Origin of the sequence: Bradyrhizobium guangdongense, from assembly GCF_006483445.1 — a bacterium.
Lineage (GTDB): Bacteria > Pseudomonadota > Alphaproteobacteria > Rhizobiales > Xanthobacteraceae > Bradyrhizobium > Bradyrhizobium guangdongense_A.
Genome location: NZ_PPPT01000020.1, coordinates 1 through 12,872, shown reverse-complemented (window position 1 = coordinate 12,872; position 12,872 = coordinate 1). Strand labels below are relative to the sequence as shown.

9 protein-coding genes are annotated in these 12,872 nt (G+C 61.7%); 4 read left to right on the top strand and 5 right to left on the bottom strand.

What is annotated here, in order from left to right; all coding sequences use genetic code 11:
- Positions 1-8 precede the first annotated feature (8 nt).
- The 4 genes from C2U70_RS03005 to C2U70_RS02985 all read right to left on the bottom strand — a co-directional run bounded on the left by C2U70_RS03005 (position 9) and on the right by C2U70_RS02985 (position 7,175).
- A complete protein-coding gene (locus C2U70_RS03005) occupies positions 9-1,016 on the bottom strand; it encodes an ABC transporter substrate-binding protein (RefSeq protein ID WP_140976376.1) in 1,008 nt (335 codons plus the stop codon).
- Between the two features lie 267 nt (positions 1,017-1,283).
- Entirely contained in the window at positions 1,284-2,780 is a 1,497-nt protein-coding gene (locus C2U70_RS03000) for a DUF1254 domain-containing protein (RefSeq protein WP_140976375.1), read from the bottom strand.
- A 567-nt stretch (positions 2,781-3,347) separates the two neighbouring features.
- A complete protein-coding gene (locus C2U70_RS02990; RefSeq protein ID WP_246666650.1) occupies positions 3,348-4,418 on the bottom strand; it encodes a SphA family protein in 1,071 nt (356 codons plus the stop codon).
- A 75-nt stretch (positions 4,419-4,493) separates the two neighbouring features.
- Positions 4,494-7,175, bottom strand: coding sequence for an arylsulfatase (locus tag C2U70_RS02985; protein ID WP_140976373.1), 2,682 nt, complete (start codon positions 7,173-7,175; stop codon positions 4,494-4,496).
- Positions 7,176-7,456: 281 nt separating this feature from the next.
- Here C2U70_RS02985 and C2U70_RS02980 point away from each other — a divergent pair, with 281 nt between their 5' ends.
- Positions 7,457-7,828 carry a hypothetical protein gene (locus C2U70_RS02980; protein ID WP_140976372.1) on the top strand — a complete coding sequence of 124 codons (372 nt, stop codon included), beginning with the start codon at positions 7,457-7,459 and terminating at the stop codon, positions 7,826-7,828.
- 291 nt (positions 7,829-8,119) lie between these two features.
- The gene (locus tag C2U70_RS02975; protein ID WP_140976371.1) at positions 8,120-10,444 is read left to right on the top strand and encodes a tetratricopeptide repeat protein; all 2,325 of its coding nucleotides are present in this window, start codon (positions 8,120-8,122) and stop codon (positions 10,442-10,444) included.
- 57 nt (positions 10,445-10,501) lie between these two features.
- Here C2U70_RS02975 and C2U70_RS33635 read toward each other — a convergent pair whose 3' ends face one another.
- The gene (locus tag C2U70_RS33635; protein ID WP_283810335.1) at positions 10,502-10,630 is read right to left on the bottom strand and encodes a hypothetical protein; all 129 of its coding nucleotides are present in this window, start codon (positions 10,628-10,630) and stop codon (positions 10,502-10,504) included.
- Between C2U70_RS33635 and C2U70_RS02970 the strand changes: the two genes are divergently transcribed.
- Complete coding sequence (locus tag C2U70_RS02970) at positions 10,629-12,008, top strand: leucyl aminopeptidase family protein (RefSeq protein ID WP_140976370.1); 1,380 nt, start codon at positions 10,629-10,631, stop codon at positions 12,006-12,008. The genes C2U70_RS33635 and C2U70_RS02970 overlap by 2 nt on opposite strands.
- Complete coding sequence (locus C2U70_RS02965) at positions 12,001-12,849, top strand: NlpC/P60 family protein (protein WP_140976369.1); 849 nt, start codon at positions 12,001-12,003, stop codon at positions 12,847-12,849. Before C2U70_RS02970 ends, C2U70_RS02965 begins: the two co-directional genes overlap by 8 nt.
- Positions 12,850-12,872: the final 23 nt, after the last annotated feature.

Genomic DNA, 12,872 nt, shown 5'->3' with positions numbered 1-12,872 from the left:
CAGCGCACCTAATCAATCACCTCGTCGGCGAGTGCCAATAAGGTCGGAGGCACGACGATGCCAAGCGTCTTTGCGGTTTTCTGATTGATCACCAGAGTGAATTTGCTTGCCTGCTCGATGGGAAGATCGCCGGGCTTCTCGCCCTTCAAGATCCTCGAGACGTACGCCCCTGCGCGGCGAATACCGTCGACTGGGTCAGTTGAATAAGACATCAAAAGGCCGCTACGCCCCCATATCGGATATGGTCCGACAGTCGGCCTTCTCGACGCTGCGGCCAAAGGTATGACCCGCGATATGTTGGCGCTAAGCAGCGGCTCACCCGAGACGTAAAACGCGCTCACGTCATCTCGAAGGCCTGCCGCAAAGGCGCTTTCCAGATCGTCAATGGTATTGAAACCGTAGAAGGCGAACTCATAGCTCAATTCCGCGGCCACTTTTTGCAGCGCTTCCTTTTCCTTCATCACCAACGTCGCGGGCCGATTTTGAGTTGGAACGGGAGCGATCATCCCGAGACGTGTCAGGCCGGGGACAATTTGCTTGAAAAGTCCGATACGCTTTTGAGCCAGGGTTTCCTCGCCACCGACTGCGTTCATCACGTTTCCGGTGATCATCCCACCGGGATGCACATAGCTTTGCACCCAACCCAACGCGACGGGGTCCACGGCAACGCCGGAAAAAACCAACGGTATCTCTGGAGAAACCCGGTTATTGGGTCCAACCCCAAAACCCAAAGTGACGAAGACGCGCGGATTGAGCGCAGCCAATTCGACCGCTTGCTGGGGAATGCGATTATAATCGCCTTCGCCGTACCGCACGGCCAGCGAATAGTTCGTCCCTTCGATGAAACCAGTTTCCCGTAAGCCTTCGCGGAGCGCGGCGATCCTATAGTCACCGTCCTGCTTGAACGGCATCAAAACCGCGACCAGCGGCAAGGTGGCTTTGGTCTGGGCGTAGCCCGGTCCCGGTAAACTCAGCGCGGTCGCGCCTAACAGCCCGATGAACTCACGCCGCTGCATGCCCGTCCCCAATCACCATTTTGGGGCACTGTAACCGCCCAACCTCCATCCTTGGAATACGTTGCGGCTCTAAATTTGGGGCCGCCGATGTCCGGACTTGCATTCGTCCCGCGCTGAAGTGTGAGCACTGCTGAGTACGAATGACTCGTCAGCGCTATGCAACCGGTACGCGATTTTCAAGCGGGCCTTCGCGGTCATTGCGGCGCCGCGTGGGCCGGGCCTACATGGGAGATGAGGAGGCGAGCCGAAGCTCCGACCTCCTCGTTGCTACAGCGGCTCAATCTCGCCGGGCCGCCAGGTCTTGTCGAACCACGGCTGGAGCGGGCCGTAGAGGCGCAGGAGCGTGTTCCATCCTTTGCCGGGGATGGTCTGCACCCAGTTGTTCTCCTTGCCGGCCGGTGCTGTGGGCCCGAAATAGACGTCCACTGACCCGTCCGCATTGCCCATGAGTTTTGGGTTCTGACTGGTTGCGGCTGGCCAACGCTGGTCGGTCTGGAGCATGGAGCGGGTCTGATTATCGTAGAGGATGACCGACCAGAATTGCTTGACCGGGATATTGGGCGGCAAGTGTAGCTTGTAGTTTTTTCCGCCGTCGAGTGGCTTGTTTTGGCTGTCGACGAACGCGGCCATGTACTGCGATCCCTCGCCAACTGACTTCGAATCCATCGCCGGCGTCACGCCGGTCGCGTAAAAAAAGAATGCCGAGTAGGCATCGAGGATCCGCGCACCGTTTTCCTCGAACTTGTAGCCGCCGAAGAAGCCCGTGCGCCACGCGCTGTTGGGATAGTAGTAGCTTTCCTTGATCCGCAACCGTCCATTGATTGCACGCGCGGTGGCGTCACCTACCAAGGCGGCTTCGGTCAGAATCTTCTTCATCCGTGCATCGGGCGCGAAGGGCTTACCCTTCTGGATTCCGACCGCTGCGTAGAGGCCGAGCGTGACCGGGTCGACCGTATCAGTCGGCTCTTCCTGCACAACCTGATTTAGATACTCCCAAAAGGGATAATCTCCCGGCGCCAGCGTGCTAAATGCCTTGCCGGAAACATGCACGAAATTGAGTGTCGGCGGATTGGCAGCATCTTTCAGGCGATAGATTCGCGTGTGCTGTTCGACCAAGTCGACGCCTGGCTTCGGATCGCCGTTCACCAGGAATGAGCGCCACGGAACCCAGACGCTGAACGTCGCCGGCTTCACGACAAAATATCCGCTCGGCACCTCGCCCTTGTAGCCGGGCGGCAGGATCAGGTATTTGCCGCCCTGACCTTTGTCCGGCCCGACGAGCCCGACATCGGTAACAAAATTATACCACATGTCGTTGACGAGGCCGAGCACATTGGGAGGCACCTCGAGCACCAGAGGCCCGTCGCGCAGGTCGAGCCAAAACCAAGTGTACGGCGTGTTGTTGTTCGGGGTGAGAAAAAGCGACTTCGAGTCCATCCTGTCCTCGAAGATCGGCACCGTTAGATTGAACGGACCCAGTTCCGCGATGCCCTTCCGATTTGCCAACTGGTTCACTGGAGCCAGCGCCAACATGTAGGCCTGGACGGCGTGCTGGAAGTCCAGATTGTCGTAGAGCTTTTCCACGGTCGCATCGTCGGGAAAGCCGTCGAAGAAGTTCAGCGTCCCAAGGCGGGTCTCCACCTTGTCCGGGATTGCAACGCCCGGCGGTATCGGTGTTTGCATCTTGTATTGCTGCGCGTTGAGCGGAATTGCCGAGAGCGCCACGAGAGACAACGCAGAAACTACTGATGCCGCCAATTTCATGATACGGCCCTTCTTGTCAGATGTTGAATTCATAAAAAAGCTCTTCGTAAGTCCCATGATTATCGGGATTTCGTGCAGGGCTACAAATCTCGCAGAATGACCAATCAACGTCTGCCAGCGCGATTGACCGGGCCACCGCGATTTACGGTCCCAGCCCCCACCACCGCTTGTCGAGCAACGGGCCGCGGCCGCAGCACGACGCCTGGCCGTACGACGCAATTGGCGGGATAATCAACGTATGTGCAGTACACCACAGCACTGGCTTTCTCAGTGCTCGCGGCTACGAACCCGGTTATCAGCAGGATAGCCGCCAATGCGAATGTGAGCTTCATTTTGGTTTCCTCCGTTTAAAGTCATCGATTCCACTAAAACCAAATTTCGCGTTGACCGGGATCAACTCAAGCCAATTGGGATGAATGTTGCAGACACCAAGTGCAGATCAATTCTCCGCCTGGATGGGGGGAGCACAAGTCAGTCGCGCACCGCCCGCGCGTCACTTAAAGAAGCAGGCTCTGGCGTCAGCAACGGTGACACCGCTGGACTTCAGTCCAGCAGAACATTGCCTTGCTATTTCGACACTTTGTGCCGGGTCGGCGTCACGGCGCTGGCTGGCACGGCCTCCGAGATCGAAAACGTCAGCCAGGTGTTCCAGCCCGACGGCCGGTTCGCAGCATTGAACTCGCCATATCCCTTCAGTCCGAGAAAAGCCTGATTGCTGCCGATTGGAAAGATATATCCGAGCTGCGGGCCGATACCGAGCACGCGCGAACGGAAACCGCCGAGCACGGCGGGCTGACCGAAATCATCGGTAATCTGCTGGTAGGCGTAGCCGACGAAGCCGACAAAGACCTGCTTCGACAGGAATTGCGATACGCCCCAGTCGAAATGGAAGTCGATGCCGCTCTGGTACTGCGTATCGGGATTCTTGAGATTGTAGGTGAAGCCGCCGACGCTTGAAAATTCCGTGCCGGTCGCGGGGTTTAGATAGGTGTAGCCGCCGCCAAGATCGATGGCGCCGTGGCCGATGCCGATATTGGCGAGCCGGCTCGGATTGTAATCGCCGACGGGAATGTCGCCCGCAGCGTAGACCATGTAATTGTGGACGCCGTTGTTCCACTTCAGCTTCAAGGTCGGATAGAGATCGCCATAGGAGACGAGCGCATCTCCAAGGAATCCGTCGCGCGTGACCACGAGCGGCCCCACCATGGCCGTCAGTGTGCCGGCGATACTCGCGGAATTCCTGCCGTAGACGCTGGCGAGCGTCGCCGACAACTGGCCGCCGAGCACCGGCGTCGCAAAAGTGTAGGTCGGCGCGATAAACATCAGGTCGGCCTGGCCGCTCAGGGCCAGGTTGAGATTGAGATTGACGGTCGGCGAAAACCTTCCGGCCTGGAATTCCCGGGAGGCCGCGGCCGCGCCCGATGCGTTCACGCTGGTATGATAATAGATGGCCGCCACCGACCAGCCCGGCGTGCCCGGCGTCGCGGCGAGGCTGCCGTAAAGGCCCGGCAGCCAGAACGAAATGCCGCTTTCGTCGGCGCGGGACACACCCGGCATCGACACCATGGCGGCGAGCGCAATCGCCACCGCGCCGCTACGAAGCGCAGCCCATGGCATCCGTCCCTGATCGTGACGCATCGTTCCCCCCTTTGTTGCTCGACAGTGACCGCGCCGCGCAGGTCGAGCTCGGCGCGATAGACTGGGGAGCCGCCGTTACTCCATGCACTTCCGGACGAATTGCACGCGTTCGATGACCCCGAGACCTTGCTCCTGTGCCTGCTTGCGGCAACCTTCGAGCTTGTCGATGCGAAGTTCGACCTTCTGAGCCAGATTGAGTCCGACGTCGCCCGAGACCTGCGGGGCTGCGGCGCCGGTCGAGGCTTTCCCGGCATCAGCAGACGGGCCGTCTCCGGCGGCCCGCGCCGCATCCTGCAGGCGCTTGATGTCTCCGGGCGACAGCTTCGGCCGGTCGATGTTCAGCGTGACCTTGTTCAGCTTGCCGGTGAAGGTGAACGGGGTGCTGTAGTCGTTGTCGTCGACCGGCGTGCCCGTGTCTGACCCGATGTCGAGCGCCTCGTCCCACTGCAGGATGAAGGGCAGCGTATGCTCCATCTTTTCGGTGGCAACCGCGTTGCCATCGACCTTCAGCACCCCGGTGCCGCCGGCGCCGATGCCGCTGTAGTCGCCGAACGCGATCGTGCCGGCGCCCAGACCGTCATATTTGAAGTCGAACTCGATCTGGTGCTTGCCGGGCGTCAGTTCCGGGCCCTCCCAGCGCACGCGCTTGAGGTCGACCAGATTCCAGGTGAACACGGGCTTGTTCTTCAACACGTAGAAGCCGTAGCCGCCGAACCGGCCGCCTTGCGTGATCAGCATGCCCTCGGCACCGCCCTGCGGAATCTCCACGTCCATCTTGAAGTTGTAGGAACTGTTGAGGATGCTCGGCGCATCGCCGTTCGGCGTACCGGTCAGCGGACGTATCCAGCTAAACGAGGTACGGCCGGCGCTGAGGCTTGGCCGCGGCGTGACCAGCCGCGCCGCCAACGACGAATCCAGCGGCAGCACCTGATACTTCTGCGCCTCCTTCCAGAACAGTTCCTGCATCTCCTTCAGCTTGGCCGGATACTTGGCTGCAACGTCCTCGTACTGCGTCCAGTCGTTCTTGAGGTCGTAGAGCTCCCAGGGATAATCCTGCGGGCTCGGCAGCTTCGCGACCGTCACCCACGGCGGCCGCATCACCTTGGTGCTGGCGATCCAGCCATCATTGTAGATTGCGCGGTCGGCAAACATCTCGAAGTACTGCGTCTTGTGCGTCGAAGGCGCGTTCGCATTCTTCTTGTCGAACGTGTACATCATGCTGACGCCCTCGATCGGGCTCTGCTTGATGCCATCGACGACCTTCGGCTGCTGGATATGTGCCGCTTCCAGAATGGTCGGCACGACATCGATGACATGGTGGAATTGATTGCGAATTCCGCCCTTGTCCGTAATGCCCTTCGGCCACGAGATCGCCATGCCCTGGCGGGTGCCGCCGAAATGCGACACGATCTGCTTGGTCCAGGAGAACGGCGTGTCGAACGCCCAGGCCCAACCGATCGACATGTGGTTGTAGGTACGGTCGGTGCCCCAGGCGTCGTAGAAATATTTCAGCTGTTCATCGACTCCGGGATTGGCCCCGTTGAACATTGCGACTTCGTTCGGCGTGCCGTTCGGCTGGCCCTCGGCGCTGGTACCGTTGTCGCCGTTGATATAGATGACGATGGTGTTGTCGAGCTTGCCGAGATCGTCGATCGCCTGGATCACGCGGCCGATTTCGTTGTCGGCGTAGGCGACGAAGGCTGCGAACACCTCGACCTGACGAAGGAACAGCTTCTTTTCATCGGCGTTGAGCTGGTCCCACTCCTTGATCAGATCCTTGGGCCACGGCGTCAGCTTGGCGTCCTGTGGGATGACGCCGAGCTTCTTCTGGTTGGCGAAGATCGTCTCCCGCAGCTTGTTCCAGCCCTGGTCGAACAGCTTCATGTCGCTGATCTTCTTCACCCACTCCTGCGTCGGATGGTGCGGCGCATGGGTAGCACCCGGCGCAAACTTGATCAGGAAGGGCTGCTCGGGCGACAGCGCATTGATGCGATTGACGTAGTCGATCGCGTCATCGGCCATCGCCGTCACCAAATTCCAGCCGGGCTTTCCGACATAGGGGTGAATGGGCGTGGTGTTCTGGACGAGGTTGCCCGGCTGCCACTGGTTGGTGTCGCCGCCCATGAAGCCGTAGAAATATTCAAAGCCCATCCCGGTCGGCCACTGATCGAACGGGCCGGCCTGGCTCGCCTGATATTCCGGCGTGTTGTGGTTCTTCCCGAACCAGGCGGTGTGATAGCCATTGTCCTGCAGGATCCGGCCGATCGTGGCCTTGTCCTTGGTGATGATGCTGTCGTAGCCGGGAAAGCCGGTGGCCTGCTCGGCGACAACGCCGTAGCCGACCGAGTGATGGTTGCGACCAGTGATCAAGGCCGCGCGCGTCGGCGAACACAGCGCCGTCGAATGAAAATTGGTGTAGCGCAGCCCATTCTGCGCAATCCGGTCCAGCGCCGGGGTCGGAATCACGCCACCGAATGTCGAGGGCACACCGTAGCCGGAGTCATCCGTAATGATCAAAAGCACGTTTGGCGCGCCCTTCGGCGGCACGATCCGCGCCGGCCAGTAAGGCGTCGATCTCGCCGCATCGCGCTCGATCTTGCCGCCGAATTTCGCAGGCGGTGCTGGAAGCTGGTCGCCGGGAATGGTCGTGGTGGCGCTCGGTGAGCCCGGTACGCCGTTGATCTGCTGGGCACTTACCGAAGTTGAGGCGAGCAATGCGACGCACAGTCCGGTGAAGATCGAGTGATGCAATTTCATATGAAATGCTCCCGGCTCAAAATCGAACATCGTGCGAGGCGCACGCGACACCCGAAAAGCCATTATGTGGATGGTGCCTGGCGAGCACCTTGACTCAGATCAATCAGATCGGGGCACTCGAGTTGCTTCAGCGCTGACCGTTGCGCGCGAGACGCGTGATGGATCGCTATTGATTGAGATCAAGACTATCTGCGGCGCTTTCATCGCAAGCTGCGGGGCAACAAGCAAAGGCAGTTCGGAAGTGAGCGACACGTAACGCCGCACGGCAACAGGAGGATTCCATGAAGATTGTGCTGCTGACGATCGCAATGCTTGGAGGCCAGCTGGTCACGCCGATCAGCGATCGCGTTCCAAAGCTGAATGTCGAAGCAACCTGCAAGGCCAGCGTCGCAGCCGACAAGGCCATGGGCCTGGTGCTGGCCCAAAGCTACGAGGATTGCATGCGCGACGAGAATGCCGCGCAGCAACAGATCCTTCCAATCTGGACCGCGAACTCCGATAAAGTCAGAAATGAATGCGAAGGCGAGGCGACTGTCGCCGGAACTGAAAGTTATGTCGACTTGCTGACCTGCCTGCAAATGGCGAGCCTCGACAAACCGTCCGCGCCCGCGCTCGCGCTCAGAGGTGCCAGCAAGAACCGTAACCGGAAATAGGTTACGGGCTCCGCCTACTTGACTCGGTGGTGACGCAGTCGATGATGCCGGCAGTGATCCCGCCGGCAGATTGCTTGATCGCGACCCGGCGATCGTAGCGACAAGGGGCTGTCGTTGGCAGGCAGGCGACGAAAATCCGGCCCAAAGGGAAAATCCGGCTCAAAGGGTGGATCGCGGCAAGCGCCGGCCGAAGGCCCCGCGATCGTCGCGCCGCCGCAAGCTCCCCCTGCCGAGAGATCTGGCATCGCCTCGCTCTCCAAGCGCCGGATCTGGATTTCGTTGGCGGTCGCGATGGCCGCTGTGCTCGCATTTGGCGGCGTCTTCCATCTTCTCGACAACCGCGGACCGAAATCGCAAGCTTCAAGCCCGGCCGTCGCCGGCTTCGTCGGCAGCGAGACCTGCGCGGGCTGCCACCAGGCGGAAGCGAAATTGTGGAGTGCCTCGCAGCACAAGGCTGCGATGCAGCATGCCACCGACCAAACCGTGCTCGGCAATTTCAACGACGCCGGCATCGACTACTACGGCGTGCATTCACGCTTCTTCCGCAAGGACGGCAAGTTTCTGGTGGAGACCGACGGCGCCGACGGCAAGCTTGCCGTGTTCGAGGTAAAGTACACGTTCGGTATCGATCCGCTGCAGCAATACCTCGTCGAGTTTGCCGATGGACGTATTCAGGCCCTTTCGCTGGCCTGGGACTCAAGGCCGCAGGACAAGGGCGGCCAGCGCTGGTTTCATCTCTCGCCCGATGAGGAAATCAGGCATGACGATGTCCTGCACTGGACCAGGCTGAATCAGAACTGGAATTTCATGTGCGCGGAATGCCACTCCACGGGCCTGCGCAAGAATTACGATGCCAAGGCCGACCGTTTTGCGACGACATGGGCGGAAATCAGCGTCGGCTGCGAAGCTTGTCACGGCCAGGGGTCGCGGCATGCCGACTGGGTGCGCGATCAGAAGAGCTGGTGGCCGTTCGGCAAGCGCGAGGATTCCAGCAAGGGATTGCTGGTGCGCTTCGACGAGCGTCATGGCGTCACCTGGCCGATCGATCCGCCGACCGGAAACGCGAAGCGTTCCGTAGCACCGGTAACGCTGCGCAAGGAAGTCGAGACTTGCGGCCTGTGCCACGCGCGCCGCGCCGGCTTTCACGAGAACTGGATGCCCGGTCAATGGCTGTCGCAAACCCATGTGGTCGAGCCGCTGGCGCGCAACACCTATCATGCCGACGGGCAGATCCGCGATGTCGAGGAGCCATATAACTACACGCCGTTCAAGCAGAGCAGGATGTTTGCCGCCGGCGTTACCTGCAGCGATTGTCACGAACCGCACAGCGCGAAGCTTCGCAGCCCTGGCGAAGGCGTCTGCCTGCAGTGTCACGCATCCGACCGATACGCCGACGCGAGGCATCGTCACCATGTTGGCGTCGATCCGACGCCGACCTGCATCTCCTGCCACATGCAAGACCGACACTACATGGTGGTCGATACCAGGCGCGACCACAGCTTCCGGGTCCCCAGGCCCGATCTCTCGGTGAAACTGGGAACGCCGAACGCCTGTAACGAGTGCCACCGGGACAAGCCGGCCGAATGGGCTGCCATCGCCGTCGAACAATGGTTCGGTCCCAACCGGAAGGGCTTTCAAACTTATGGACCGGCATTCCAGGCTGCGCGCACGGATCAAGCCGACGCGGCAGCCCTGCTCGGTATCGTCGCAACGGACGGAACTGCGCCAGCCGTAGCTCGCGCCACCGCGCTGGCCGAACTTGCGCCGAACCCCTCGGCGGCGAACCTAGCGATGGCCCGTACCGCGCTCGCCGATCCCGATCCGATGGTGCGGATCGGAGCCCTTGACTTGCTGGAGAACGTTCCCGCCGATCGGGTCTGGCCGTTGGTGTCCCCACACCTGTCCGATCCCGTTCGCGGCGTCCGCATCAGGGCGGCCTCACTGCTCGCGGGCGTCCCGACCGCAAGCCAGCCGCCAGCGGATCGCGCCCGCTTCGAGGCCGCGGCGGACGAATTCGTTGCCGCCCAGCGCTCCAATGCAGAACGGCCGGAAGCCCGCACCACGCTGGGCAATTTCTTCCGGCAACGCGGCCTCAGCGCTGAAGCGGACACGGAATACAGGACGGCTCTGAAACTCAATCCACAATACACAGCCGCAGCAATCAATCTTGCCGACCTTTACCGTCAATTGGGCCATGACGGCGAAGGCGAAGGTGTACTTCGAAACGCACTCGCTGTCGCGTCGCGCGATGCCGGGCTGCACCATGCGCTGGGCCTTGCGCTGACCCGGCTCAAGCGTCCCGCCGACGCGCTTGTCGAATTCCGCAGCGCCAGCGAACTTGAGCCGGCAGAGCGGCGCTACCAATATGTCTACGCCATCGCGCTACATTCCGCCGGCCAATCGAATGAGGCGATCGCACTGCTGAAGCAGGCCCTGCAGAGCCAACCCGCCAACCGAGACATTCTGACGGCTTTAATCTCCTTCAGCCGCCTCGCCGGCGACACCAAGGCTGAGCTTCGTTACGCCGAGCAACTCGCGGCAATCACACCGGACGACCAGGGTTTGACCGCGCGCATCCAGGAACTTCTGCGAGCTATCAAGTCTCCGGCCCGATGACTACTTTGGGCCATGAGCGGCAATGTTCTGACTGATTGTAAGATTTCCGCTCGGCCGTCAGAAGCCCAGGTCTGGACCTTCATGAATACAGGCCCTGGTCTTGCCGCGCGCCGCAAAGCCGATTGCAGGTGCGGCAAATCTCTGCGAAGTCTGTTGCATCGCATTCGTCGTGAGCTGCCAGTCCATGTCTTCCATCTTCGAAACCTCAGCCACATCAGCCATACCCATCAGCTTCGTCACCAAGTCGGGCTGGGACGCATTTCGCGAAGCGCTGCCGCAGGCGCAGCGCCAGTTCGCGACTGCGAGCAATTTTATGGCCAAGCCGGGCGCCTACCTCGCGCTGCCGGCACCGGATGGTGCGATCGCACAGGTGCTGTTCGGCATCGAGGACGACGGCGCTAAATCGCGCGACCTGTTCCGGCCGGGCAGCCTGCCGGGGCTGTTGCCGCCGGGCACCTATCGCTTTGCCAATGCGCCGCATGATGCGCGGCTGGCCGCGCTCGCCTTTGCGCTCGGCAGCTATCGCTTCGCGCGCTACCGCAAGGCTGACAGCCCCGACGTGCGGCTGGTGCCGCCCGACGGTGTCGACGCCGCCGAGATCACGCGCATTGCTGACGCCGCGATGCTGGCGCGCGACCTCGTCAACACGCCCTCCAACGACATGGGGCCGGAGGAGCTGGCCGCGGCCGCGCAAGAGCTGGCGTCTGCTTATGGCGCAAGCTTCAAATGCATCGTCGGCGACGATCTCAAGACGCAGAATTTTCCATTGATCCACGCGGTCGGCATGGCCTCAACGCGCGCGCCGCGGCTGATCGACATCTCCTGGGGCGATCCTGGTCATCCCAAGGTGACGCTGGTCGGCAAGGGCGTCTGCTTCGACACCGGCGGGCTCGATCTAAAACCGTCGAGCGGCATGCTGATCATGAAGAAGGACATGGGCGGTGCCGCCAACGTGCTCGCGCTGGCGCGGATGGTGATGGACGCCAAGCTGAAGGTGCGGCTGCGCGTGCTGATCCCGGCGGTCGAGAACGCGGTTGCGGGAAATGCCTTCCGCCCGCTCGACATTTTTCCCTCGCGCAAGGGCATCACGGTCGAGATCGGCAATACCGACGCGGAGGGCCGGCTGGTGCTGGCCGATGCGCTGGCACTCGCCGACGAGGAGACGCCGGATTTGCTGATCGACCTGGGCACGCTGACGGGCGCGGCGCGCGTAGCACTTGGGCCGGATTTACCGCCTTTTTACACCAATGATGAAGCATTGGCCGCTGACGTCGCGCGCTGCGCGGCCGGGGAGAACGATCCGTTGTGGCGCATGCCGCTGTGGCCGCCTTACGATTCCTGGCTGGATTCGAAGACGGCCGACATCAACAACGCGCCGTCCAACGGCTTTGCCGGCTCGATCACCTGCGCGCTGTTTTTGCAGCGCTTCGTAGCCCAGGCCAGGAGCTGGCTGCATGTCGACATCTACGCCTGGACGCCGTCGGCAAAACCGGCGCGGCCCGAGGGCGGCGAGTGCCAGGCCGCACGCGCCCTCTACAAGCTTTTGAGCGAGCGCTATGCGTGATTTCGATCCGAGGCTGACGCCGGCGCGCGGCGACATCGCCGCAAAATATCTTGAAGGCAAGGTCGAGGCGGAGCGCTTCGTCACCGGCGAGGACTTTGAGGTGATCGAGGCGATCGCGCCGATGCGCGAGCAGCCGTCGTCATCGACGATGTTGATGACGGAAGCGCTGCGCGGCGAGCGCGTCACCATCTACGACCGCAACGGCGAAGGCTGGGCCTGGGGCCAGCTCGTCAGCGACGGCTATGTCGGCTGGCTGCCCGATGCCGCGCTGGCAAAACCGTCGGCCGAGGCGACGCACAAGGTCATTGCGCTCCGGACGTTCGCTTTCCCCGGCCCGTCGATCAAGCTGCCGCCGGCGGACACGCTGGTGCTGGGGTCGAAGCTCACTATTGCCCGTGAGGAGGGAAGCTTCGCCGTGACACGCGGCGGACAGTTCTTGCCGAAGGCGCATCTGGCAGCACTCGACCATCGCGAGCCGGATTTCGTTGCCGTCGCCGAGCGCTTCGTCGGCACGCCCTATCTCTGGGGCGGCAAGAGCAGCCTTGGCATCGATTGCTCGGGCCTGGTCCAGGTCTCGCTCACATCAGCCGGCATCGGCTGCCCCCGCGACAGCGACATGCAGCAGATGGGCCTCGGCCGCGCGCTGGAGGGGCATGAGCGGAGCAAGCTGCAACGCGGCGATCTCATTTTCTGGAAGGGGCATGTGGCAATCGTGCGCGACGCCGCCACCATGGTTCACGCCAACGCGCATCACATGGCGACGGTGATCGAGCCGACCGAACCGGCGATTGCGCGGATCAGGCAGGCCGGCAGCGAGGTCACGGCGATCAAGCGGCTGTAGCAGCTCTCGTAGGGTGGGTTAGC